At 61.2% G+C, this 25,415-nt stretch carries 22 protein-coding genes; 9 read left to right on the top strand and 13 right to left on the bottom strand.

The window, feature by feature from the left end; translation table 11 throughout:
- Positions 1-7: 7 nt before the first annotated feature.
- Positions 8-361, bottom strand: coding sequence for a thioredoxin family protein (locus J7E41_RS00445; protein WP_214989448.1), 354 nt, complete (start codon positions 359-361; stop codon positions 8-10).
- A 349-nt stretch (positions 362-710) separates the two neighbouring features.
- Between J7E41_RS00445 and J7E41_RS00440 the strand changes: the two genes are divergently transcribed.
- From J7E41_RS00440 to J7E41_RS00405, 8 genes are all read left to right on the top strand, one after another.
- Complete coding sequence (locus tag J7E41_RS00440) at positions 711-1,559, top strand: transporter substrate-binding domain-containing protein (RefSeq protein ID WP_214989447.1); 849 nt, start codon at positions 711-713, stop codon at positions 1,557-1,559.
- Positions 1,560-1,611: 52 nt separating this feature from the next.
- Positions 1,612-2,274, top strand: coding sequence for an amino acid ABC transporter permease (locus J7E41_RS00435; RefSeq protein ID WP_155581992.1), 663 nt, complete (start codon positions 1,612-1,614; stop codon positions 2,272-2,274).
- A 9-nt stretch (positions 2,275-2,283) separates the two neighbouring features.
- On the top strand, positions 2,284-2,946 hold the full coding sequence (locus J7E41_RS00430) for an amino acid ABC transporter permease (RefSeq protein ID WP_214989446.1): 663 nt from the start codon (positions 2,284-2,286) through the stop codon (positions 2,944-2,946).
- Positions 2,943-3,728, top strand: a complete 786-nt coding sequence (locus J7E41_RS00425; protein ID WP_214989445.1) for an amino acid ABC transporter ATP-binding protein — start codon at positions 2,943-2,945, stop codon at positions 3,726-3,728. The genes J7E41_RS00430 and J7E41_RS00425 overlap by 4 nt, the downstream gene beginning before the upstream one ends.
- Positions 3,729-3,743: 15 nt before the next feature.
- The gene (locus tag J7E41_RS00420; RefSeq protein ID WP_214989444.1) at positions 3,744-4,133 is read left to right on the top strand and encodes a RidA family protein; all 390 of its coding nucleotides are present in this window, start codon (positions 3,744-3,746) and stop codon (positions 4,131-4,133) included.
- Positions 4,134-4,323: 190 nt separating this feature from the next.
- Positions 4,324-5,088, top strand: coding sequence for an IclR family transcriptional regulator (locus J7E41_RS00415; protein WP_214989443.1), 765 nt, complete (start codon positions 4,324-4,326; stop codon positions 5,086-5,088).
- 17 nt (positions 5,089-5,105) lie between these two features.
- On the top strand, positions 5,106-6,314 hold the full coding sequence (locus tag J7E41_RS00410; protein ID WP_214989442.1) for an amino acid deaminase: 1,209 nt from the start codon (positions 5,106-5,108) through the stop codon (positions 6,312-6,314).
- Between the two features lie 47 nt (positions 6,315-6,361).
- Positions 6,362-7,270: a sugar kinase gene (locus J7E41_RS00405; protein ID WP_214989441.1), complete on the top strand. Its 909-nt coding sequence runs from the start codon at positions 6,362-6,364 to the stop codon at positions 7,268-7,270.
- Between the two features lie 153 nt (positions 7,271-7,423).
- On the opposite strand, the gene J7E41_RS00400 is transcribed toward J7E41_RS00405, so the two are convergent.
- The 12 genes from J7E41_RS00400 to J7E41_RS00345 form a co-directional block, all read right to left on the bottom strand.
- The gene (locus J7E41_RS00400; RefSeq protein WP_010564624.1) at positions 7,424-7,699 is read right to left on the bottom strand and encodes a peptidylprolyl isomerase; all 276 of its coding nucleotides are present in this window, start codon (positions 7,697-7,699) and stop codon (positions 7,424-7,426) included.
- Positions 7,700-7,752: 53 nt separating this feature from the next.
- On the bottom strand, positions 7,753-10,290 hold the full coding sequence (locus J7E41_RS00395; protein ID WP_214989440.1) for a PAS domain-containing hybrid sensor histidine kinase/response regulator: 2,538 nt from the start codon (positions 10,288-10,290) through the stop codon (positions 7,753-7,755).
- Between the two features lie 136 nt (positions 10,291-10,426).
- Entirely contained in the window at positions 10,427-12,385 is a 1,959-nt protein-coding gene (locus J7E41_RS00390) for an acetoacetate--CoA ligase (RefSeq protein ID WP_214989439.1), read from the bottom strand.
- Between the two features lie 198 nt (positions 12,386-12,583).
- Positions 12,584-13,357 (bottom strand): 3-hydroxybutyrate dehydrogenase, encoded by a 774-nt coding sequence (locus J7E41_RS00385; RefSeq protein WP_214989438.1) that lies wholly within the window; start codon positions 13,355-13,357, stop codon positions 12,584-12,586.
- 7 nt (positions 13,358-13,364) lie between these two features.
- Positions 13,365-14,756 (bottom strand): GntP family permease, encoded by a 1,392-nt coding sequence (locus J7E41_RS00380; protein ID WP_214989437.1) that lies wholly within the window; start codon positions 14,754-14,756, stop codon positions 13,365-13,367.
- 384 nt (positions 14,757-15,140) lie between these two features.
- Positions 15,141-16,541 (bottom strand): sigma-54 interaction domain-containing protein, encoded by a 1,401-nt coding sequence (locus J7E41_RS00375; RefSeq protein WP_214989436.1) that lies wholly within the window; start codon positions 16,539-16,541, stop codon positions 15,141-15,143.
- A 115-nt stretch (positions 16,542-16,656) separates the two neighbouring features.
- Positions 16,657-18,234, bottom strand: coding sequence for an ABC transporter ATP-binding protein (locus tag J7E41_RS00370; RefSeq protein ID WP_214989435.1), 1,578 nt, complete (start codon positions 18,232-18,234; stop codon positions 16,657-16,659).
- A 14-nt stretch (positions 18,235-18,248) separates the two neighbouring features.
- Positions 18,249-19,271, bottom strand: coding sequence for an ABC transporter permease (locus J7E41_RS00365; protein ID WP_214989434.1), 1,023 nt, complete (start codon positions 19,269-19,271; stop codon positions 18,249-18,251).
- Positions 19,271-20,332 carry a microcin C ABC transporter permease YejB gene (locus J7E41_RS00360; protein WP_214989433.1) on the bottom strand — a complete coding sequence of 354 codons (1,062 nt, stop codon included), beginning with the start codon at positions 20,330-20,332 and terminating at the stop codon, positions 19,271-19,273. Before J7E41_RS00360 ends, J7E41_RS00365 begins: the two co-directional genes overlap by 1 nt.
- Positions 20,332-22,200: an extracellular solute-binding protein gene (locus tag J7E41_RS00355; protein WP_214989432.1), complete on the bottom strand. Its 1,869-nt coding sequence runs from the start codon at positions 22,198-22,200 to the stop codon at positions 20,332-20,334. Before J7E41_RS00355 ends, J7E41_RS00360 begins: the two co-directional genes overlap by 1 nt.
- A gap of 139 nt (positions 22,201-22,339) precedes the next feature.
- Positions 22,340-22,621 carry a peptidylprolyl isomerase gene (locus J7E41_RS00350; RefSeq protein ID WP_069075821.1) on the bottom strand — a complete coding sequence of 94 codons (282 nt, stop codon included), beginning with the start codon at positions 22,619-22,621 and terminating at the stop codon, positions 22,340-22,342.
- A gap of 308 nt (positions 22,622-22,929) precedes the next feature.
- Positions 22,930-24,012: a 3-deoxy-7-phosphoheptulonate synthase gene (locus tag J7E41_RS00345; protein WP_214989431.1), complete on the bottom strand. Its 1,083-nt coding sequence runs from the start codon at positions 24,010-24,012 to the stop codon at positions 22,930-22,932.
- A 635-nt stretch (positions 24,013-24,647) separates the two neighbouring features.
- Between J7E41_RS00345 and J7E41_RS00340 the strand changes: the two genes are divergently transcribed.
- On the top strand, positions 24,648-25,403 hold the full coding sequence (locus J7E41_RS00340) for a carbon-nitrogen hydrolase family protein (RefSeq protein WP_214989430.1): 756 nt from the start codon (positions 24,648-24,650) through the stop codon (positions 25,401-25,403).
- The last annotated feature ends 12 nt before the right edge of the window (positions 25,404-25,415 follow it).

Below are 25,415 nucleotides of genomic sequence, written 5' to 3'. Positions count from 1 at the left end.
TGTACCTTTACACACGCTTGGTGCGCACGCGGCGGGTGTGCCGGTTGAAGGTTTTTTTCAGGGTCTGCTCCTGGGTTTCCCAGGGGCCGAAACCCTTGAGTTTTTCCACCAGCTTGCCGTTCTTCAATACCAGCAGGGTCGGCGTACCGGTGACGTCGGGATGCCTTGGCGTCTGCGTGGTATCCAGTACGTACAGCTTCGTGCGCGAGCGGTAACGGCTGGCGACCTTCAGGAACAGTGGCTTGGCCTCGCCGCAGGCGGGGCAATTGGGCGAGACGAAGAGTATGAACACCGCACGTTGCGTCTGCAGCGCCCTCTGGTATTCGCCCGCGTCGTTGATGGCAGTCGTTGCAAGCCCCATGAGCGATCTCCTTGTGCGAAAGGCTAAATGGCACTTTCGCTCACGCTAAGCCAGGGGATTAAAACGGTCTACTGTCAGAATTCACAGGTATCCCTGGCCGTACGCGATAACGGCTCACCCGCGCACTTAAATGTGGCCTGTCACCGCAGGGTGGGGCCAACAGTAGCAATCTGATTACAGGTGCTGGCGCAACGCTGCGCCTCACAAGAATCTTATCTATTTGTTTTTAAATACATTTAACTCGGAAATAGGCTTCTGCGGCCGCGTGTGGCACACTTTCTGCTGTCTATTCCGTTGTTACATACCAATTTCCGATATAGCGGAATACACAACTCCTGGAGTGCTTGTCATGCATCACCGACCTTCCGTGTTTAAAGCGTGTGTTTTTCTCTTCGCCGCATCGGCTTCCCTTGCCTGCACAGCGCAGGCAGCGGACAGCAAGCTCGACAATGTGCTCAAGCGTGGGCACCTGATCGTGGGTACAGGCAGTACCAATGCGCCGTGGCACTTCCAGGGAGCGGATGGCAAGTTGCAAGGTTTTGATATTGATATCGGTCGCATCGTGGCCAAGGGGCTGTTCAATGACCCCAGCAAAGTTGAATTTGTGGTGCAGTCCTCCGACGCGCGGATTCCCAACCTGTTGACCGACAAGGTCGACATGAGCTGCCAGTTCATCACCGTCACCGCCAGCCGTGCGCAGCAGGTGGCGTTCACCCTGCCGTACTACCGCGAAGGCGTCGGCCTGCTACTGCCGACCAACAGCAAGTACAAGGAAATCGAAGACCTGCAAGCCGCGGGTGACGGCGTCACCGTGGCGGTGCTGCAAAACGTCTACGCCGAAGAACTGGTGCACCAGGCGCTGCCCAAAGCCAAGGTCGATCAGTACGACAGTGTCGACCTGATGTACCAGGCGGTGAACTCCGGCCGCGCCGACGCCGCTGCCACCGATCAGTCCTCGGTCAAGTACCTGATGGTGCAGAACCCTGGCCGCTACCGCAGCCCAACCTACGCCTGGAGCCCGCAGACCTATGCATGTGCTGTCAAACGTGGCGATCAGGACTGGCTGAACTTCGTCAATACCGCGCTGCATGAAGCCATGACTGGCGTTGAGTTCCCCACCTATAAGGCATCGTTCAAGCAATGGTTTGGTGTGGACCTGCCAGAGCCGGCGATTGGTTTTCCGGTCGAATACAAATGATGTGTGAGCACGGGGCGCCCTTGCAGGCGCTCCGAACAAGGTACTGTCGATCATGAATTATCAGTTGAACTTTGCCGCCGTATGGCGCGATTTCGACACCTTGCTGGCGGGGCTCGGACTGGGCCTTCAGTTGGCGTTGCTGTCGATCGCCATCGGCTGCGTGATTGGCCTGCTGGCAGCGTTTGCCCTGCTGTCCAAGCACCGTGCGCTGCGTATCCTGGCGTCGGTGTATGTGACGGTCATCCGCAATACGCCGATCCTGGTGCTGATCCTGTTGATCTACTTCGCCTTGCCGAGCCTTGGGATTCGTCTGGACAAGATCCCATCCTTCATCATTACCCTGTCGCTGTACGCCGGTGCCTACCTGACCGAAGTGTTCCGTGCCGGGCTGTTGAATATTCCCAAGGGCTTGCGTGAAGCGGGGTTGGCCATCGGGTTGGGCGAGTGGCGCATTCGGGCCTACATCACCGTGCCGGTGATGCTGCGCAACGTGCTGCCGGCGCTGTCGAACAACTTCATCTCGCTGTTCAAGGACACCTCCCTGGCGGCCGCGATTGCGGTGCCGGAGCTGACCTATTACGCCCGCAAGATCAACGTCGAAAGCTACCGGGTGATTGAAACCTGGCTGGTGACGACCGCGCTCTACGTGGCTGCCTGTTACCTCATCGCCATGCTGCTCCGTTACCTGGAACAGCGTCTGGCGATCCGTCGCTAAGGAGTTCCCATGTACGAATCCCCCAGCTGGCTGCATGAGTTGTGGATCGCCCGGGAAACCCTCTGGGCGGGATTTCAAGCCAGCGTGTATGTCTCGGCCCTGGCGATTATCTTCGGCACCCTGATCGGCATTGTGGCCGGGTTGATCCTGACCTACGGCAAATTCTGGATGCGTGCGCCGTTTCGTCTGTATGTCGACCTGATCCGTGGTACGCCGGTGTTTGTGCTGGTGTTGGCCTGCTTTTATATGCTGCCGGCGCTCGGGTGGCAGATCACGGCGTTCCAGGCCGGTGCCGTTGGCCTGACGCTGTTTTGCGGCTCCCATGTCGCGGAGATTGCGCGCGGTTCCCTGCAGGCCATCCCGCGTGGGCAACTGGAAGCGGGCAAGGCCATCGGCCTGACCTTCTACCAGTCGCTTGGCTACGTGCTGTTGCCCCAGGCACTGCGGCAGATTCTGCCGACCTGGGTCAACTCATCCACGGAAATCGTCAAGGCCTCGACCCTGCTGTCGGTGATCGGTGTGGCCGAATTGCTGCTCAGTACGCAACAGGTGATCGCCCGGACCTTCATGACCCTGGAGTTTTACCTGTTCGCCGGTTTTCTGTTTTTTGTCATCAACTACGCCATCGAGTTATTCGGGCGCTACATTGAAAAGCGGGTGGCCTTGCCATGACTCAATCTCACACTGCAACGCAGCCACTGCTGAACATCCGCGGCCTGCGTAAACAATATGGCCCGGTGGAAGTGCTCAAGGGCGTCGACCTGTCGATGCAGCGCGGCAACGTGGTCACGCTGATCGGCTCCAGCGGTTCGGGCAAGACCACGCTGTTGCGTTGCGTCAACCTGCTGGAAGAGTTTCAGGGTGGGCAGATCACCCTGGATGGTGAGTCCATTGGTTATAGCGAGATTGCCGGCAAGCGCGTGCGCCATCCGGAAAAAGTCATCGCCCAGCACCGGGCCATGACCGGCATGGCGTTCCAGCAATTCAACCTGTTCCCTCATCTGACGGCGTTGCAGAACGTCACCCTGGGCCTGCTCAAGGTCAAGAAAATGAGCAAGGACGAGGCGGTGGCGCTGGCGGAAAAATGGCTGGAGCGGGTCGGCTTGCTGGAACGACGCAATCACTTTCCGGGTCAGTTGTCCGGTGGTCAGCAACAGCGTGTGGCGATCGCCCGGGCGATTGCCATGAACCCCAGCTTGATGCTGTTCGATGAAGTGACCTCGGCGCTGGACCCGGAACTGGTGGGTGAAGTGCTCAGCGTGATCAAGGGCCTGGCGGAAGAGGGCATGACCATGTTGCTGGTCACCCACGAGATGCGGTTTGCCTATGAAGTGTCGGACAAGATCGTGTTCATGAACCAGGGCCGTATTGAAGAGCAGGGGCCGCCCAAAGACATGTTTGAACGCCCGCAGTCACCGCGGTTGGCGGAATTTCTGAAAAATATTCGTTTTTAATCAAGGAGAACCTTTATGAGCATTACTCGTTACGGCACCGGCAGCACCGCTGGCGGTGGCCAGCCTCGTCCCTTCGCTCGCGCCGTGGAAGCGGATGGCTGGTTGTACGTGTCGGGCCAAGTGCCGGCGGTGGATGGCGAAATCATCCAGGGCGGGATCATCGAGCAGACTCGCCAGACCATGCGCAATGTGGTCGCCATTCTGGAAGAGGCCGGCTATGAGTTGAAAGACGTGGTGCGTGTCGGTGTGTGGCTGGAAGACCCGCGGGATTTCTGGAGTTTCAACAAGGTGTTCGGTGAGTTCTTCAGCCCTGAACACGCGCCGGCGCGAGCCTGTGTGCAGGCGAACATGATGGTTGATTGCAAGGTTGAGATTGATTGCGTGGCTTATAAGAAAAAAGGCTAAATGCACTGATTTTCCGACTGCACGCGATTCAAATGTGGGAGCGGGCTTGCTCGCGAAAGGGATGTGTCAGTTGATGCATCAGTGGCTGACGTAACGCTTTCGCGAGCAAGCCCGCTCCCACTGGGGACTGTGCATCGAGAGCCCCTTGCATTCGCCCAGCCATATGACTTTGACGGGACCTGAGACTGCCATGACCGAAGACACCATCAAACGCCGCGCCAAAGGCCTGGACCGGGCGTTCGATATCCTCGATTTTCTCAAGGAGGTCGGCCAGCCGCTTCGCCCGAATGACATTGCCAGCGGCATCGGCAGCCCGAAATCCACCGTCTATGAACTGGTCGCTTCGTTGCTGGAGCGGCGGATTCTCGAGACCGTGGGCAAGGACGGCCACGTCTACCTCGGCCGCCAGTTGTACTTCCTCGGTCAGGCGCACTTACGGCATTTCGACCTGACCCGCGAGGCCGACCACGCCTTGCAGGAAATCGTCAGCCAGACCCACGAAACCGCACAGATGTGCCTGCTCAACGGCCGAAAATACACGGTGGCGCTGATGCGCGAAGGTGAGCGGCATTTCCGTATCTCCTCCGATATCGGCGAGAACGCCCCGATCCCCTGGACCGCCTCCGGCCGCCTGCTGTTGGGGCACCTGAGCGACCAGCAAATCGTCGACTTGATCGACCATGACGACTTCATCCTGCCGGACGGTCAGCGCCTGTCACTGGAAACCTTCCTGGGGCAGATTCGCCAGGCCACCCTTGATGGATTCTTTTCCTTCGACAGTGTGGCCGACACCTTTACCCATTGCTTTGCCGCCCCTGTACGGGACGCGCAAGGCATCAGCATTGCGACCCTGTGCATCGTCGCCCCACGGGACGATGCCCGGAAAAACTACAACGACTACCGCCGGGTGCTGACTGAAAGCGCCAACAGCCTGGCCCGTCGCATCAACGAATAGCGAATTGGAGTATCCCCATGTCTGCCCTTAATGCCGTTGAAAAAGGCGCCGCCAAAATCGGTGCTCACCTGGTCCGCGACGTCAGCTTGCCTGCTCTGGTACTGCACCGCGGGGCCCTGGAACACAACATTCGCTGGATGCAGGAGTTTGTCCGCAACAGCGGCGCGCAGCTGGCGCCCCACGGCAAGACCAGCATGATGCCGGCGTTGTTTCAGCGTCAGATGGAGCAGGGCGCCTGGGGGATCACCCTGGCCACTGCGGTACAGACTCGCGCCGCCTATGCCGGTGGCGTACGCCGGGTGCTGATGGCCAACCAACTGGTGGGAGCGCCGAACATGGCGCTGATTGCCGACTTGCTGGCCGACCCGGACTTCGACTTCCACTGCATGGTCGACCACCCGGACAACGTCGCCGACCTGGGCGCATTCTTCGCGGCCCGTGGCCTGCGCTTGAACGTGATGATCGAATACGGCGTGGTCGGCGGCCGCTGCGGTTGTCGCAGCGAGCAGGAAGTGTTGGCCCTGGCCAAGGCGATCAAGGCCCAGCCGGCCCTGGCCCTGACCGGTATTGAAGGCTACGAAGGCGTGATTCACGGTGATCATGCCGTCAGCGGCATCCGTGAGTTCGCAGCAAGCCTGGTGCGCCTGGCGGTGGACCTGCAAAACAGCGGCGCCTTCGATCTCGGCAAGCCGATCATCACCGCTTCGGGCTCGGCCTGGTACGACCTGATCGCCGAATCCTTCGAAGCCCAGAACGCCGCCGGCCGTTTCCTCAGCGTGTTGCGCCCTGGCAGCTATGTGGCCCATGACCACGGCATCTACAAAGAGGCGCAATGCTGTGTGCTCGACCGTCGCAGCGACCTCAACGAAGGCCTGCGCCCGGCCCTGGAAGTCTGGGCCCATGTGCAATCCATGCCGGAGCCGGGCTTCGCGGTAATCGCCCTGGGCAAGCGTGACGTGGCTTACGACGCCGGTTTGCCGGTGCCATTGTTGCGTTACAAGGCGGGCGTACTGCCGGCGACGGGCGAGGATGTGAGTGCGTGCAAGGTCACGGCGGTGATGGATCAGCACGCGTTCATGACCGTCGCGCCAGGGGTTGAGTTGAAGATTGGCGACATCATCTCCTTCGGCACTTCCCATCCGTGCCTGACCTTCGACAAGTGGCAGGTGGGTTGCCTGGTGGATGAGCAGTTGCAGGTGATCGAAAGCCTGCATACCTGCTTCTAGACCGAGCCGCGCCCATCGCGGGCAAGCACACTACGAGAGTTTCCTGCATGAATACACCTCTGCGCATCGCCCTGATCGGCGAATGCATGATCGAACTGCAACACCGCGCCGATGGCAGCCTGCAACAGAGCTTCGGCGGCGACACCTTGAATGCGGCGGTGTACCTGCGCCGCGAGTTGGGTGAAGGGCCTATCGTGGATTACGTCACGGCGTTGGGCGATGACAGCTTCAGCGATGCCATGTGCAAGCAATGGGCCGAGGAGGGCCTGGGCTTGGACAGGGTGCAGCGTCTGCCGGGGCGCTTGCCGGGCTTGTATTGCATCCAGACCGACGCTCGGGGTGAGCGCAAATTCCTCTACTGGCGCAACGAAGCGGCGGTTCGCGATTGCTTCACGAACCCGGCAGCGGAGCCGATCCTGGCGGCGTTGCCGGCTTACGACGTGCTGTATTTCAGCGGTATTACCCTGGCAGTGCTGGGTGAGGTTGGGCGCGAGCGTCTGCTGGAAACCCTGATCGAAACCCGCAAGCGGGGCGGCAAAGTGGTGTTTGACAACAACTATCGCCCGCGCTTGTGGGCCAGTGTCGGCGCGGCGCGTGCGGCTTATCGCAAGGTCCTGTCGCAGGTGGACATTGCCTTGCTGACCGAAGATGACGAGCGAGCGTTGTTTGGTTTTGATGACAGCGAACAGGTCTTCGCAGCGTATCCCGAGATCGCCGAGGTGGTGCTCAAGCGTGGGGCTGAGGAATGCCTGATTCGCTGTGAGGGCGAGCGTTTTGCCGTGCCGGCGCGGGTGGTCGAGAAGGTGGTTGATACCACGGCGGCGGGGGATTCGTTCAGTGCAGCGTATCTGGCCGGGCGGCTCACGGGCGGCACGCCGGAGCAGGCGGCATTGGCTGGGCATCGCTTGGCCAGTCGGGTGATTCAGGTGCCGGGCGCCTTGATTCCCCGAGTCTAGATTGACTTCCCCTTGTGGCGAGCGGGCTTGCCCGCGTTGGGCTGCGAAGCGGCCCTGAAACCTGCCACCTCGGTCTGTCTGAAGAAGCTCAGCGACTCTATTGGGGCTGCTGCGCAGCCCAGCGCGGGCAAGCCCGCTCGCCACAAAAAATGATCAATCCCGGTAGAACACCTGTACCAGGTGATAACCAAACTTGCTCTTGATTGGCCCATGCACCACCTTCACGGGCTTTTTGAAGATCACCGCATCAATCACACCCACCATCTGGCCGGGCCGCACTTCACCCAAATCACCGCCGCGCTTGCCGGACGGGCAGGTGGAATACTTCTTGGCCAGCACATCAAACGCTTCGCCCTTGGCAATGCGTTGCTTGAGCTGTTCGGCTTCTTCGCTGGTTTTCACCAGGATATGGCGAGCTTGGGCTTTCATGAGGTTGTTACCTTGCAACGGTCGAACGTAAGGGCGCGCGATTATGCCTGAACTCATTCATCGACGCTGATCATGCTGCGGATTTTATTGGCCAGCAGGTCAATCGAAAACGGCTTGGCCACCATGTCCATGCCTTCCTCCAGGAAACCCTGGCGCTCGGCGGCTTTCTCGGCGTAGCCGGTCATGAACAATACCTTGAGCCCTGGGCGGTATTGGCGAGCGATTTCCGCCAGTTGCCGGCCATTCATGCCCGGCAGGCCGACATCGGTCACCAGCAGGTCCACCCGCAAGTCGGACTCAAGCAACGGCAGTGCTGCCCGAGCATCGACGGCCTGGTGGGCGGTGTAGCCCAGTTCGTCCAGCACATCGACCACCAGCATACGCACCGCCGGGTCGTCCTCGACCACCACCACGGCCTCTCCGGCCAGGGCCACCGGGGCTGCCCCAAGACTTTCGGGCTCGCTGGTTTCCAGGGAGGTGCCATGCAGGCGCGGCAGGTACAGGCGCACGCAAGTACCCACGCCCGGCGTGCTTTGAATGGTCACATGGCCGCCGGACTGCTGGGCAAAACCATAAATCATCGACAGGCCAAGTCCGGTGCCCTGGCCAATTGGCTTGGTGGTGAAAAACGGGTCGAAGGCCTTGGCCAGGATCGACGGGCTCATGCCGGCACCGTTGTCGCAGACGCCGAGCATCACGTAGTCACCGGCCTTGACCGGTTCGAGGGTGTTGATGTCGGTGTCGTTGAGGTAACTGTTGGCGGTTTCGATGCGCAGCTCACCACCGTCGGGCATGGCGTCGCGGGCGTTGATCACCAGGTTGAGCAGGGCGTTTTCCAGTTGGCTGGCATCGGTGTTCACCGGCCAGATATCGCTGCCCAGTTGTACCTTGAACTCGATATGGGCGCCTTTGGTACGGCGAAACAGCTCTTCGAGGGAGGTGACCAACTGGTTGGGATCTATCGGCCGCCGGTCCAGCGACTGGCGCCGGGAAAAGGCCAGCAAGCGGTGGGTCAAGGCCGCGGCACGGTGGGCGGAGGACACGGCGGCGTCGGTGAATCGGCCGATTTCTGCACTGCGCCCGGCAGCGATATAGCGTTGCATCAGGTCCAGGCTGCCGATGATCCCGGTGAGCATGTTGTTGAAGTCGTGGGCGATGCCGCCGGTGAGTTGGCCGACCGCTTCCATCTTCTGTGCGTGGCGCAGGGCATCTTCGGCACGCTCGCGTTCGAACATCTCGTTTTGCAGGCGCTGGTTGGCTTCGGCCAGCGCCCGGGTACGCTGGTCAACCCGCTCTTCGAGGTTTTCGTTGAGGTGGCGCAGCGCCTCTTCGGTCAGCTTGCGCTCGGTCTCATCGATCACAAAAATATAGAAGCCGTTGACCGAACCGTCATTGCTGAAGCGCGGCAAGTACTTCATCAGGGCCTGTCGTGGCCGGCCATCACGATGGGGGGTAACGGTGACAAAACTGCAGGCCTTGCCCTTCAGGGCAGCGGCGATTTTGTCGGCACGCCCGGCGTAGACCTCTTCGCCCACCACTTCGAGAATGGTCTTGCCGTAGAGTTCCTGCGGAGTCATGCCGTACCAGTCCAGGTAGGCGCTGTTGTTCAGGCGAAAACGCTGTTCGTGGTCGACATAGCCGATCAGCACCGGCATGGCGTTGATGATCAGTTGCAGCTCGGTCTGGCTTTGGCGCAGGGCCTGCTCGGTGTGTTTGCGTTCGGTGAGGTCCAGCGCGGCGCCGAGAAAACGCGCCGGGCGCCCATGGTGATCCTTGTAGCAGCGGCCTCGGGCAAACACCCAGCGCACCTGGCCGTCGGCTTGCAACAGGCGATATTCCTCGGCGTATTCGGTGCCGTGGGTAATGCAATGCTTGATGCTGCGGGTGACCATGCCCCGGTCTTCGGGGTGTACACCATGCAGATAATCGCTGATGGGCAGCAGGCCGGCGTCGCAGGCGTCGACGCCATGCAGATGGGCGAAATGGGCGTCGGCAATAAAGCGATCTTCGCTGATGTCCCAGTCCCAGGTGCCCACGGCATCGGTGGCGGCCAGGGCCAGTTGCAGGCGTTGTTCGGTGTTGTGCTGGGCCTTGAGGCTTTGTTCGGAGCGTTGTTGCAGTTCCAGGGCGACGCGACGGCGTTCGTTGGTTTCGATGGCGGTGGCCAGGATCCCGGCGACCGCACCGCGCTCGTCGCGAATCGGGCTGTAGGTCAGGTCCAGCCAGATCTCGGTGTCGCGGCCATGGCGTTGCAGCACGAAGCGTTGCTCGCTGAAGGTGCGCACCTCGCCGCTCAGCACGGCGCTGTAGATCGGATCGGTGAAGCTTTTCATCTCCGGCCAGATCAGGTCCACCGGTTGGCCGAAGGCCCTGGGGTGCTTGTTGCCGACCAGTCGGGCGAAGCCGTCGTTGTAGATCTGCGTGAGTTGGGGGCCCCACAACAACAGCATCGACATGGGTGAGTGGATGACGATGTCGACCGCCGTGCGCAGGCTTTGTGGCCAGTCAATAGCATCACCGAGGGGGCTTTGCGCCCAGTCCAGCTGCGCAATCAGTGCGGCGGCCTCGCTGTCGGTGGGTGTTCCGTTCATGTAAATGCCCTGGGCTTAACGCTTTGAAGAGTAACCAAAGCCGATTGTCCTGTGAGTCGGGATCGGCTTTCCACCCTCGAAAAATAGCATGCCTGAGGGTTTTTTCTTCAACTCCGTGCGTCAGGGCTGAAACCGTTCATTCGCTCGCCAGTTCCCAGCGGTTGCGGAACTGCTCCAGCTCTTCGGGGTTGGCCAGGGCATCGGTGTTTTTGACCTCCTCGCCATGCACCACGTTCCTGACCGCCAGTTCGACGATCTTGCCGCTGATGGTGCGCGGAATATCGGTTACCGCGAGAATCTTCGCCGGTACGTGCCGGGGCGTGGTATTGGCGCGGATCATCTGGCGAATCTGTTGCTCCAGCATTTCATCCAGTTCGACGTCCTCGCTCAAACGGACGAACAGCACCACCCGCACATCGTCTTGCCAGCGTTGTCCGATGGCCAGGCTTTCGATCACCTCAGGGACCTTTTCCACCTGTCGGTAAATCTCTGCGGTGCCGATGCGCACGCCGCCAGGATTGAGCACTGCATCCGAGCGACCGTGGATCAGCAGGCTGCCATTGGGGCGTTGTTCGGCATAGTCACCCTGGGCCCAGACGCCGGGAAACTGGCTGAAATAGGAGGCCCGCAGCTTTTCCTGGAGCGGGTCGTTCCACAGCCCGATGGGCATTGCCGGAAAGTGTCGGGTACACACCAGTTCGCCTTTTTCGCCCACCAAGGGCCGGCCCTGCTCATCCCACACCTCGATGGCCATGCCCAGGCTCTTGCATTGCATCTCGCCGCGCCGCACCGGCAACACCGGGTTGCCGATCACAAAGCAGGAAACGATATCGGTGCCCCCTGACATGGACGACAGGCACAACTCCTGTTTGATATCACGGTACACGTAGTCGTAGCTCTGTGGTGACAGAGGCGAGCCGGTGGAAATAATGCTCTTGAGGCTGCCCAGGTCGTGGCTCAGGCGTGGCGTGAGTCCGGCCTTTTCCAGGGTCGCGAGGAATTTTGGGCTGGTACCGAAGACGCTGATGTTTTCTTGATCGATCAGGTCCATCAGGCGTTCCGGCCCCGGGTGAAACGGCGAGCCGTCATACAGCACCGCTGTCGCGCCGATGGCCAGCACCGACACCAGCCAGTTCCACATCATCCAGCCGCAGGTGGTGTAGTAGAACAGGCAATCGTCCCGGGACAGGTCTGCATGCAGGCCGTGTTCCTTGAGGTGGGTCAGCAGCACGCCGCCCGTGCCATGGATGATGCACTTGGGCACGCCGGTGGTGCCACTGGAGTAGAGGATGTACAGCGGATGATCGAAGGGCACGGCGACGAATTCGGGCTCACCGCCTGCCTGGTAGAAGTCGTTCCACAGCGCGACATTGGCCTGTGTCCGGTAATCCTCGACCCGTGCCTGTGGGCGCTCATAAGGCACGATGATCAGCTGTTGCAGGGACGGCAGGCGTTCGAGGATCTCATTGAGCTTGGGGCTCTGGTCGATGTCCTTGCCGGCGTAGCGATAACCGGCGCAGGTGATCAGTACTTTGGGCTCGATCTGGCCGAAACGGTCGATCACGCCCTGGGTGCCGAAGTCCGGTGAGGAGCAGGTCCAGATCGCCCCCAGGCTGGTGGTGGCGAGCATGCCCACCAGGGTCTGCCAGGTGTTGGGCAGGCACGCGGCGACCCGGTCGCCTACACCCACACCGACCGCCCTCAGGCTGTGTTGCAGGCCGGCGACGTGGCGGGCCAGTTCGGCGTAGGTGAGTTGCTCGCGCTGGCCGTCTTCGCTGATCGCGACCACGGCTGGGTGGTCGTCGCGACGGCGCAGCAGGTGTTCGGCGAAATTCAACGTGGCGCCGGGAAACCACTGGGCGCTGGGCATCTGCGCACCTTCGACCAGCACGGTGCTGGGTGGGGTGCGGAACTGCACGTCGAAGAAGTCGACAATCGCCTGCCAGAAATCCGGGCGCTGATCGATGCTCCACTGGTGCAGAGCCGAATAGTCGGTGAGCTGCAAGGTATGACGATCATTGATAAAACGCCGGAAGCTGTCCATGCGAGTGTTGCGGATGCGCTCGGGGCTGGGTTGCCAGAGGATGTCGGACATAGCGAAATCTCTTGTTCTTGTGTGAAGCCTTCCAGACAACAACGATCAAGTGTGGCTGGCTTGTGTGGGAGCGGGCTTGCTCGCGAATACGGAGTGTCAGGCAAATATGTATCAACTGACCCACCGCCTTCGCGAGCAAGCCCGCTCCCACACAAGCCAGCTCCCACCTTTGATCTCCTGTGTTTTATAGGGCGTGCCCTATTGAGCCAACCAACCCCCATCGATATTCCACGCGGCGCCACGCACCTGGCTGCCGGCTTCGCTGCACAGGAACAGCACCAGTTCCCCCAGTTGCGGCGGCGTCACGAACTCCAGTGAAGGCTGTTTCTCCGCCAGCAAATCATGTTGCGCCTGTTGCGGATCAACGCCCGCCGCCGCGCGATCATCAATCTGCTTCTGCACCAGCGGCGTCAGTACCCAACCCGGGCAAATGGCGTTGCAGGTGACGTTGCTGGTGGCGGTTTCCAGGCCCACCACCTTGGTCAGGCCGATCACCCCATGCTTGGCGGCGACATAGGCGGCCTTGCCCACTGAGCCCACCTGGCCGTGGACTGAGGCAATATTGACGATTCGCCCCCAGCCTTTGGCTTTCATGCCTGGCAGGCTCAGGCGCGTGCTATGAAACACCGACGACAGGTTGATGGCAATGATCGAGTCCCAACGCTCCACCGGAAAGTCTTCCACGGCGGCCACGTGCTGGATGCCAGCGTTGTTCACCAGGATGTCGACGCCGCCAAACTCGCGTTCAGCGTACGCAATCATTTCGGCAATCTGGGCCGGGTCGCTGACGTCCGCTGGATGATGGCCGACCTTGCCGCCAAAGGCCTTGACCTGGGCGATCACCGTGCTGGCATCGCCAAAACCGTTGAGGATCAGGTTGGCACCGGCCTTGGCCAGGCTCAAGGCAATGCCCAGGCCGATGCCGCTGGTGGAGCCGGTCACGAGGGCGGTCTTGCCGTTCAAAGTCGTCATGGAAACCTCACACAATGCCGGTGGCGTAGAAAGTACCGATCACCACGAACACCGCAAGGGTCTTGATGATCGTGATGCCGAAAATATCCTTGTAGGCTTCGCGGTGGGTCAGCCCGGTCACCGCCAGCAGCGTGATCACCGCGCCGTTGTGGGGCAGGGTGTCCATGCCGCCGCTGGCCATGGCCGCAACCCGGTGCAGCACTTCAAGGGGGATATTGGCCGCATGGGCCGCTGAAATAAAGCTCTCGGACATCGCCGCCAGGGCAATGCTCATGCCGCCGGACGCGGAGCCGGTGATGCCGGCCAGCAAGGTCACGGTAATGGCTTCGTTGACCAGCGGGTTGGGAATGCCCTTGAGCCAGTCCGCCAGCACCAGGAAGCCTGGCAGCGAGGCGATCACCGCGCCAAAGCCATATTCCGACGCGGTATTCATCGCCGCCAGCAACGCACCGCTGACCGCGCTTTTGCTGCCTTCAGCCAGCTTGCTGCGGATCGCCGAGAAGCCGAACACCAGCACCATGATGATCCCCACCAGCAACGCGGCCTGCACCGCCCAGATAGCGGTCAATTTGGCGATTTCAGTGGTCACCGGCGCGCTCATACCTGGCAGGCTGAGGCTATGGGTCTTGCCGTACCACAGCGGAATCCAGTGGGTGAACAGCAGGTTCATGATCCCCACCAGCAGCAGCGGCGACAGAGCAACCCACGGGTTTGGCAGCTTGATGTCTTCGGCGGTTTCCGGCTCGTTGCGCAGTTCAGTGCCGTAGCCTTCGCCGGCCCGTTGCGCCTTGTTGCGCTGGCGGGCCAGGTACAGCATGCCGGCGCAGAACACGAAGATTGTGCCAATCACGCCCAGCCATGGAGCGGCCCAGGCGGTGGTGTTGAAGAAGGTGCTGGGGATGATGTTCTGGATCTGCGGGGTGCCCGGCAGCGCGTCCATGGTGAAGGAAAACGCACCGAGGGCGATGGTGGCCGGGATCAGGCGCTTGGGGATATCGCTCTGACGGAACATCTCGGCGGCGAATGGGTACACCGCGAACACCACGACGAACAGCGACACGCCGCCGTAGGTCAGCAGGGCGCACACCAACACGATCACCAGCATTGCCTGACGAGTGCCCAGCAAGCGGATAGCGGCGGCAACGATGGAGCGCGAGAAGCCGGAGATTTCAATCAGCTTGCCGAACACCGCACCCAGCAGGAACACCGGGAAATACAGCTTGATGAAACCGACCATTTTTTCCATGAACACCCCGGTGAAGGCAGGGGCGACGGCGGAAGGGTCGGTGAGCAGCACGGCGCCGAGGGCGGCGATGGGGGCAAACAGGATGACGCTGTAGCCACGGTAGGCGGCCAGCATCAGCAGCCCGAGGGCGGCGAGGGCAATGATTACACTCATGGAGTGTCTCCAGATCGAATTGTTATTTTTGTGGGGTGAGGCGCTGGGGAGGGGCTATGGCGAGATGTGTGCCATGTTTATAACTTATTGATATTTATACAAAATATTTTATTTGTTGGACGAGGAAAGAATTTTTGTCTCAAATTTGAGACTGACGAAAATCTAATGTGTGAGGGGCTTGCTCGCGAAAGCGGTTGTAGCCGCTGCCGAAGAATGAGGCTGCGATGGGCTGCGCAGCGGCCCCAAGGCGGTCCTGCGGACACGCATCGCAGCCTCGTGCCTCGGCAGCGGCTACAACCGCTTTCGCGAGCACGTCGAATCGTCGCACCGCCGCTCCCACATTTGAATTGTCTCTATATATGGAATTGTGTCTCTTTAGTGAGATCAGGTGATGCCCAATGCCACCATTTTCTTGTAAAGGGTCGACCGGCCCAGCCCCAGATACTTGGCCGCCTCCACGACATTCCCATCGCAGGCGGCCAGCGCCGCCCCAATCACCTGCCGATCAAACCGCTCCCGCGCCGCACTGAAGGTTTCCCCTTCAACCTGCGCCACCACTGCACCGCGCTCCACCGGACTGAACGTGCCAATCGCCGCACGAATCTCGCGGGCATTCAGCACCAGGTCATCGCTCAACAACGCCGCTCGCTCCAACACATTGCGTAGCTCGCGGATATTCCCCGGCCACGCATGTTGCGCCAGCAGCGCCAGCGCCTCGCGGTCCAGTTCATGCTGGCTGCGCAACTCCTCCAGAATCGCTTCACTCAACGCCGGCAAGTCATCCAGCCGCTCGCGCAGCGGCGGCACCTGGATCGGCAGCACATTCAGTCGGTAATACAGATCCGCGCGGAACTCGCCGCGCTTGATCGCCGCTTCCAGGTCCATGGATGTGGCGGCAATCACCCGCACGTCGCTGTGGATCATCTCGTTGGAACCCACCGGCTCGAACTCTTTCTCCTGCAATACCCGCAGCAATTTACTTTGCAGCGGCAGGGGCATGTCACCGATTTCATCGAGGAACAGCGTGCCACCCTGGGCGATTTGCAGTTTGCCGGGACGGCCCTTGCGGTCGGCGCCGGTGAAGGCGCCAGGGGCGGTGCCGAAGAACTCGGCTTCCAGCAGGTCATGGGGAATCGCCGCGCTGTTGATGCTGACAAACGCTTTATGGGCACGCGGCGATGCCCCGTGAATGGCCTGGGCCAGCAGCTCTTTGCCGGTACCGGTTTCCCCCAGCAGCAACACCGGTGAGTCGGCACTGGCGCTGCGCCGGGCGCGGCGTTTGACCTCCAGGCTGGCGGCGCTGGTGCCGATAAAGTGGGCGAAGTTGTACTTGCTCTGGCGTGAGCGCAGCAGCGAACGGGTAGAGGCCAACTCCTGTTGCATGCTCAAGTAGCGCTCGATCAGCGGCGACAGGTTGCGCAATTCATCGAACAAGGCGAAGCCAATGGCACCGATCACCTTGCCGGCGTCGTCATGGATCGGCAGGCGCATCACCACCAGCGGGCCTTTAGGCGTGTCCTGGATATCCAGCAGGATCGGCCGGTCGTTGCGCACCACCTGGCGCAGCAGGCTGTTGGAAATCACCTGCTCGCAGGGTTGGCCGATGGCTTCGTCAGCGCTTTTCAAGCCGAAGCGCCGAGCGTAGCGCTCGTTCATCCAGACGATGTTGGCGTCACCGTCGACAATCACCGTGCCTTCGCTGGATTGCTCGATGATCTCGAACAGCGACTGGATCGCCAGGCCGCGAACGTGTTGGTAATCCTTGAGGCTTTCGGTGGTGTTCATATCGGGTTGTCCTTGTGTGTAGCCGCTGCCGAGGTACGAGGCTGCGATGGTTTGCGCAGCAAGCCCCGAGGGCGGTCCTGCGGACACGCATCGCAGCCTCGTGCCTCGGCAGCGGCTACAGGGGCGCGTGCGAAGCGGCCAGCAGTTCTTGGGTGTAGGGGTGCTGCGGTGACGCAAATACCTCATCGCTCGGCCCGCGTTCCACCACCTTGCCGTCCTTAATCACGATCATGTCGTGGGCCAGGGCGCGTACCACCGCCAGGTCGTGGCTGATAAACAGGTAGGTCAGGCCGTACTTTTCCTGCAGCTCGCGCAGCAGCGCCACCACTTGTTTTTGCACGGTGCGATCGAGGGCCGAGGTGGGCTCGTCCAGCAGCATCAGCGCCGGCTTGAGCACCAGAGCGCGGGCGATGGCGATGCGTTGGCGCTGGCCGCCGGAAAATTCGTGGGGATAGCGATGGCGGCTGGCAGGGTCGAGGCCGACGTCGAGCAGCACCTGGATCACCTGGGCCTCGCGATCCTTGAGGCTGCACGGGGCGTGAACTTCCAGGCCTTCGCTGATGATCTGTTCCACCGACATTCGCGGGCTGAGGCTGCCGTAGGGGTCCTGGAACACCACCTGCATCTGCTTGCGCCATGGGCGCATCTGCTTGTGGGTCAGGCTGTCGAGGGCCTCACCCTGGAAGCGAATGCCACCGCTGGAATCCAGCAGGCGCAAAATGGCCTGGCCCAGGGTGGATTTACCGGAGCCGGACTCGCCGACAATCCCCAGGGTCTTGCCGCGCTGCACGCTCAAGCTGATGCCGTCCACCGCCCGCAGGTAGTGCTTGCGTCGGAACAGCCCGCCGCCGAGGGGGAATTGCACGTGCAGGTCGTCCACCGCCAACACCGTTTCACGCTCTTCGCGGCACAGCGCGAGCCCAGCCGGTTCAGCGTCCAGCAGCAGGCGGCTATAAGGGTGTTGCGGAGCGCTGAACAGGGTTTGGCAATCGGCCTGTTCGACGATTTCCCCGGCGTGCATCACGCAGACTCGCTGGGCGATGCTGCGGACCAGATTGAGGTCGTGGCTGATCAGCAGCAGCGACATGCCCAGCCGCTGTTGCAGGGATTTGAGCAGCACCAGGATCTTGCGCTGCACGGTCACATCGAGCGCGGTGGTCGGCTCGTCGGCGATCAGCAGTTCCGGCTCGCAGGCCAGGGCCATGGCGATCATTACCCGTTGGCGCTGGCCGCCGGACAATTGATGGGGGTAGGCCTTGAGCCGCTCCTTGGGTTTCTGGATGCCTACCAGTTCCAGCAGTTCGAGGATCCGCGCCTGTGCTTGTTTGCCACCCAGGCCCTTGTGCAGCAGCAGGGTTTCGCCGATCTGCTTTTCGAGGCTGTGCAGCGGGTTGAGGGAGGTCATCGGCTCCTGGAAGATCATCGCAATCCGGTTACCCCGCAGCTGTTGCAGGGTCGAGGACGACGCGCCCAGCAGTTCCTGGCCGCGATAACGCACTGAACCGGTGGTTTCGGTGCCGGCCTCAGGCAGCAGTTGCAGGATCGAATGCGCCGTCACCGACTTGCCCGAACCTGACTCGCCCACCAGCGCCAGGCATTCGCCGGGGCGGATATCCAGGCACAGGTTGCGCACCACAGTCTGGCCGCTGAAGGCGACACACAGGTCGCGGATCTCGATCAGAGTGTCTGTCATCGTTTCGCAGCCTTTCATGAGCGTGGGTCGAAGGCGTCGCGCAACGCCTCGCCGATAAATACCAGCAGGGACAGAATCAGCGCCAGGGTGAAAAACGCCGTCAGCCCAAGCCACGGCGCTTCCAGATTCTGTTTGCCCTGGGCGATCAGTTCGCCCAATGAGGCGCTGCCGGCTGGCATGCCGAAACCGAGAAAATCCAGGGCGCTCAAGGTGGAGATCGCGCCGGTCAAGATGAACGGCAAGTAGCTCAAGGTGGCGGTCATCGCGTTCGGCAGGATATGCCGTCGGATGATCTTTCCATCGCCCAGGCCCAGGGCTCGCGCGGCCTTGACGTACTCCAGGTTGCGCCCACGGAGGAATTCGGCGCGCACCACGTCCACCAGGGCCAGCCACGAAAACAGCGCCATGATCCCCAGCAGCCACCAGAAGTTGGGCTCGACGAACCCCGACAGAATGATCAGTAGGTACAGCACCGGCAGCCCGGACCACACCTCCAATATCCGCTGGCCAAGCAAGTCGACCCAGCCACCGTAATAGCCCTGCAACGCCCCGGCGGCGATGCCGATCGCGGCGCTGATGGCGGTCAGGGCCAAGGCAAACAGAATCGACACCCGAGCACCGAAGATTACCCGGGCCAACACGTCACGGGACTGATCGTCGGTGCCCAGCCAGTTAACCGAAGAGGGCGGGCTAGGGGCAGGGCGGGTCAGTTCATAATTGGGGGTGTCGTCGCTGAAAGGGATCGGCGGGAACAGCATCCAGCCGCCGTCCTTGTTGATCAGTTGTTGCACGTACTCACTGCGGTAATCGGCCTGGAACGGCAGTTGGCCGCCGAACTGCTGCTCGGTGTAGCGCTTGAAGGCCGGGAAATACAGTGAATGCTGATAGCTGAGTACCAGAGGCTTGTCATTGGCAATCAGTTCGCCGCCGAGGGTCAGGATGAACAGGCCGATAAACAGCCACAGCGACCACCAGCCACGGCGGTTTTTCTTGAAACGTTCGAAACGCCGACGGGCCACGGGAGACAGTCTGAGCATCAGGCGTTCCTCCCGGCGAAGTCGATACGTGGGTCCACCAGGGTGTAGCAGAGGTCGCCGATCAGCTTTATCAGCAGGCCGAACAGGGTGAAGATAAACAGCGAGCCGAACACCACCGGATAGTCTCGGGAGACTGCCGCTTCGTAGCTCATGCGGCCCAGGCCATCGAGGGAGAAGATCACCTCGATCAGCAGCGAGCCGGCAAAGAACACGCTGATAAAGGCCTGGGGAATGCCCGAGATCACCAGCAGCATGGCGTTGCGAAATACGTGGCCGTACAACACTCGGCGTTCGCTCAGGCCTTTGGCTCGGGCGGTGACCACGTACTGGCGGGTGATTTCATTGAGAAACGAGTTTTTGGTGAGGATGGTCAGGGTCGCGAAACCACCGATCACCAGGGCGCTGACGGGCAGCACCAGGTGCCAGAAGTAGTCGGCGATCTTGCCCACGGTGCTCAACTGGTCGAAGTTTTCCGAGACCAGCCCACGCACCGGGAACCAGTTCAGTGAAGTGCCCCCGGCAAACACCACGATCAGAAACATCGCGAACAAAAACGCCGGCATCGCATAGCCGATCACGATGGCGGTGCTGCTCCAGATATCGAACTGGCTGCCATGCTTGACCGCCTTGCGAATGCCAAGAGGGATCGACACCAGGTAGGTGATCAATGTGGCCCAGAGCCCGAGGGAAATGGTCACTGGCATTTTTTCCAGGATCAGGTCGACCACGGTCGCGCCGCGAAAGAAGCTGTTGCCGAAGTCGAGTTGGGCGTAGTTCTTGAGCATCAGCCACAGGCGTTCCGGCGCCGGTTTGTCGAAGCCGTACTGTTTTTCAATGTCCTTGATCAGTTTCGGGTCCAGGCCACGGCTGGCCCGTGAGCCGCTGCTGATACTTTCCCCGGAACCGCCACCGATGCCACCGCCACCGATGCCTTGCAGATGAGCAATGGCCTGTTCCACGGGGCCGCCCGGTGCGGCTTGCACGATGACAAAATTCACCAGCAGGATGATCACCAGGGTGGGAATGAGCAGCAGCAGGCGCCGCACGATATAGGCAAACATCAGTGGGCTCCTCCCGGTTGGCCGCGCTTGATCTGCTCGGCTTTCATCTGTTCGTTGGTCAGCGGCGTGGAGCTGACTTGCCACCAGGTTTCCAGGGCTTCGTCATTGCTGGCTTCCACCGCCGGGCGGCCGAAGCGGTTCCACCACGCGGCGGAGGTGCCCGGTGGGTAGTAATTGGGGATCCACAGGTAATTCCATTGCAGCACCCGGTCCAGGGCGTGGGCATAAGTGAGCATCTGCGCCTGGGTGGTGGCCTTGACCAGCCCGGAGATCAGGCTGTCGACGGCCGGGTCCTTGAGGACGATGTAGTTGTTGGCGCCGGGATCAAAGGCGGCGGCCGAGCCGAAATAGTTGTACAGCTCCATTCCCGGTGAGGTGGTGACCGGGAAGCCGGTGACGATCATGTCGTAGTCCCGGGCCATGACGCGGTTGACGTACTGCGAGGAGTCGATACGGCGGATATTGAAGGTGATGCCGATCTGCGCCAGGTTACGTTTATAGGGCAGCAGCAAGCGCTCAAGGCCGGCCTGGGCATTGAGGAAGGTGAACTCCAGAGGCTCGCCGTCGCCGTTGACCAGTTTGTCGCCGTCGGGCTTCCAGCCAGCCTGTTCCAGCAGGGCCAGGGCTTGCAGCTGTTTGTCGCGGATCATCCCGGTGCCGTCGGTGGTGGGTGCCTTGAACACTTGGGTGAAGACCTCGTCGGGAATTTGTCCGCGCAAGGGTTCCAGGATCGCCAGCTCGGCAGCGTCCGGCAGTTGGGTGGCTGCCAGGGGGCTGTTGGAGAAGTAGCTTTGCTGGCGGATGTACAGGTTGCGCATCATCTGCCGGTTGGCCCATTCGAAATCCCACAGCATTGCCAGGGCCTGGCGTACGCGGCGGTCCTTGAACATCGGTTTTTGCACGTTGAACACGTAGCCCTGGGCCGGTTGCGGCGCCTCCTTGGCCAGGTGCGCCCGCTGCAGGCGGCCGTCGTCCAGAGCCGGGCCGTTGTAGCCGATGGAATAGCCGGTGGCGGAAAATTCGCGGTTGAAGTCGTAGGCGCCGCCCCGCAGGACCTGGCGGGCGACTTCGGTGTCGCCGAAGTATTCCAGGCTCAGATGGTCGAAGTTGTACAGGCCACGGCTGACGGGCAGGTCCTTGCCCCACCAATCGGGGTCACGCTTGAAGCTGATGGTGTTGCCGGAATCGACCTTGCTCACCTGGTAGGGGCCGCTGCCCAATGGTGCTTCGTAGCCGCCGCCGTTGGCGAAGTCGCGGGTCTTCCACCAGTGTTCGGGGAAGACCGGCAAGGTGGCGACGTCCAGGGGCAGGGTGCGGTTTTCATTGCTGGAGAAGTCGAAGCGTACCTGCCGTGGGCCCTCCACTTCGACGTGCTTGACGTCGGCAAACAGCGTCCGGTAGCGCAGGCTGCCTTGGGTCAGCAGCAGGTCGTAGCTGTAGCGTACATCGAAGGCGGTGATGGGCTGGCCGTCGGCAAAGCGTGCCTTGGGGTTGAGGTAGAAACGCAGGGACAGGCCGTCGTCTGAGCGCTCCATTTTTTCCGCCACAAGGCCGTAGACCGTATAGGGCTCATCCAGGGAGCGCTGGGCCAGGGGCGAGTACACCCAGCCGTCGATCTGGCTGACGCCGATGCCTTTGTCGATATAGGGCATGACATGGTCGTAGCGACCAATCTCGATGGCCGAGCGCCGCAGGCTGCCGCCCTTGGGGGCGTTGGGGTTGGCATAGGCAAAATGGCTGAAGCCGGCGGGGTATTTTGCAGGTTCCCCGTACACCGTCAGCGACGGTTGCGGTGCCGCAATCACGGTCGTACTGGCCATCAGCAGGGCCAGGGTGGTGCCAATCAGAGAAGAAAAAACCAGTCGCATTATCAGCCTTGAGCGCCGGGTGAAGAAGGAAGGGGATTTGTACGCTAACGGCGCACGCCTCGCCAGTCACCATGCTGTCACACAAACAGAACGGCCCACCAAAAGGCGGGCCGTTCTGTTAAGCATTAGGGCGAACTGATCAGTCCTGACGGCTGGTCACTTCCAGCAGGTGGTAACCGAACTGGGTTTTCACCGGGCCTTGTACGGTGTTGACCGGGGCGCTGAACACCACGGTGTCGAATTCCTTGACCATCTGGCCTGGACCGAACGAGCCCAGGTCGCCGCCCTGACGGCTGGATGGGCAGGTGGAGTTGGCTTTGGCGATTTCTGCGAAATCGGCGCCGCCTTCGATTTGGGCCTTCAGTTCGTTGCACTTGTCTTCAGTGGCAACCAGGATGTGACGGGCGGTAGCTTTGGCCATGGGGGTAACTCCTTGAATAAAAAAGGTGAGCCTACCGGATTCAGGCGGTTATTTCCCGGCAAAGTTCCACTGTTTTTGTTGGCGAAACCTGATCAGGGTGGGAGCTGGCTTGGCTGCGATAAGCATAAGTATCTGCACAATTGCGCAGGGGCCTGACTTCCTGTAGCCGCTGGCGCAGCCTGCGATCGGCTGCGCAGCAGTCGCCAGGAGCTTGAAACCGCTGAAGGTCCTTCGGCCCTTATCGCAGCCTCATTCTTCGGCAGCGGCTACAACGGGCCAAATGTATGACTTGACAGGGCTCTCCCACATCACGCGCTTATCCCGTGGTGTACTCGCAGCCGCTGGGCGGCCTCGCGCAACAATTGCTCGGTGCTCTCCCAGCCCAGGCAACCGTCGGTCACCGAGACCCCGTAGTGCATCGACGGGCTCAGCGGCTGGCAGCCTTCGAAGAGATGGCTTTCCAGCATCATGCCGATCAGCGAGGTGTCGCCCTGCAAGCGCTGCTCCAGCACGTCATTGAATACTGCCGGCTGGCGCAACGGGTCTTTACCGCTGTTGGCGTGGCTGCAATCGACCATGATCCGTGGCGCGACCTTGGTTTTCGCCAGGTCAGCCTTGACCTGGGCCACGCTCTGACGGTCGTAGTTCGGCCCGAGATGGCCGCCGCGCAGCACCAAGTGGGTGTCGGGGTTGCCAGGGGTCTGGATGATCGCCGGATGGCCCTGGCTGTCGACGCCGAAGTGGCGGTGCGGGTGCGCGGCGGAGCGCATGGCGTCGCAGGCGATGGCGACACCCCCGTCAGTGCCGTTCTTGAAGCCCACGGGCATGCCCAGTCCGCTGGCCATCTCCCGGTGGATCTGCGATTCGGTGGTGCGGGCGCCAATGGCTACCCAACTGAGCAGGTCATCGAAGTAGCCGGCAGCCATGGGTTGCAGTAACTCGGTGGCGACTGGCAGGCCCAGGCGCAGCATTTCGCGCATCAGTTCCCGGGACAGAGTCAGGCCGGCCGCCATGTCGTCGCTGCCATCGAGGTGCGGATCGTAGGCCAGACCTTTCCAGCCAATGGTGGTGCGGGGCTTTTCGACGTAGGCGCGAATCACCAGCAGCATCTGGTCACTGACTTCATGGGCCAGCTTCTTCAGGTTGCGGGCGTATTCCATGGCCGATTTCGGGTCATGGATCGAGCACGGACCGACGATCACCAGCAGGCGGGAGTCTTCACCGTTGAGGATGGCGCGCACAGCCTGGCGATGAGCGTGGATTTGCTCGCTCAGGAATGGGCTCAGGGGCAGTTGGTGCTTGAGTTCAAGGGAGCTGGGCAAACGCTGGGTCAGCGCTTCATTGGCACAGGGCAGGGCAGAAACAGGCAGAGCGGCGATGGAGGAGTTCATATTCAAGGCTTCCTGGACAAGCGGCGGGCGTCTCCCGCGCGCTTGGCCCTACTGGGGTGTTCGACAATTGGCCGAATTGGCTACGTGTGTTGGCTTGCCACCTGTAGGTGACCGATCGGAGGCGGCAGGCTGTCCCGAACGGAGCTTGCTAAATCGCCAGGCGGTGGACGTGTCGTAGCGGTAATAGGTGGCGTAGTTCATGGCGTAATTCCTTCAAGTGTTCTGGATGAAACGAAATATTAAGGAGGCTCTTTACTGGGCCCTGAAAAAACAAAACCCCCGGTCGGGGAGCCGACCGGGGGTTAGATTTCTCTGGTAGGCGACCCCTTGAGTAGTGGGCGCCGATTTCAGGTATCAGGCGCGCCAGTGGCTAAACCAATACCCAAAATAAAAGCTGACCAGTGCGCTCAAACCATTCACGCGAGCAGCCACGGCCGAACGCTGTGCGTTGGCAGTAGGGCAAACCTGAGTGAGGGTGAGTTGCAACATGGTAGGTCTCCAAATGATGGGAGGAGCTTACTAGAGGCCGGCGGGTGGATTCAATCAGTAATTTCTATGGGGGTTGAGTACTTACGGCTATGACGTAAGTGTCGATATGCTGGGCGGACCTTCACGATGTTTGCCAGGACGCAACCATGACTGCCGTAACCCTTGCTGCTGCTCAATCCATTTCCATCGCGGGCGACGTGCCGGCCAATATCGCCCGCCATCTTGTATTCATGCGGGTTGCCGCGGAGCAAGGCGTGCAGTTGCTGGTGTTTCCGGAGCTATCCCTGACCGGCTATGAGCCCTCCCTGGCGGCCACGCTGGCAATTGATCCGGAGGATGCCGTGCTGGAGCCGTTGCGGGCGATGGCCCGTGAGTTGCGCATCACCGCGGTGGTTGGCATGCCGATCCGGCGTGCACCCGGTGCGAAGGTGCTGATCGGTGCGCTGGTACTGGCGCCGGATGGTTCGCTGGCGGTGTACAGCAAGCAACATCTGCATCCCGGTGAAGACGTGGCGTTTGCGCCAGGGGAGGGCGGTGCAGCGCTTGAGTGGGGGGAGGACCGGATCGCCCTGGCGGTATGTGCGGATTTTTCCCACCCCAGTCATCCGCGCCAGGCGGCGAAAGGCGGGGCCAATATCTATGCTGCAGGAGTACTGATCAGTGAAAACGGCTACGGGCCGGACACCACATTGCTGCAGGGGTACGCCGCCGAACACGAGATGGTAGTGCTGATGGCTAACCATGGTGGACCCACGGGAGGATGGACTTCTGCCGGGCGCAGCGCTCTCTGGGCCAGTGATGACCGCTTGATTGCCGCGGCTTCGGGTGTGGGTGATGTTTTGGTGGTTGCGCGCAGGGAAGGCGGATGCTGGAGCGGGCAGCAGCGGGTGGTTGCATTTTAAACGGAGCGCGAC

The organism is Pseudomonas fluorescens (assembly GCF_018614655.1).
Lineage (GTDB): Bacteria > Pseudomonadota > Gammaproteobacteria > Pseudomonadales > Pseudomonadaceae > Aquipseudomonas > Aquipseudomonas fluorescens_BX.
Note: the sequence above shows the minus strand (reverse complement) of the source record. Positions and strands in the feature narration are given on the sequence as shown.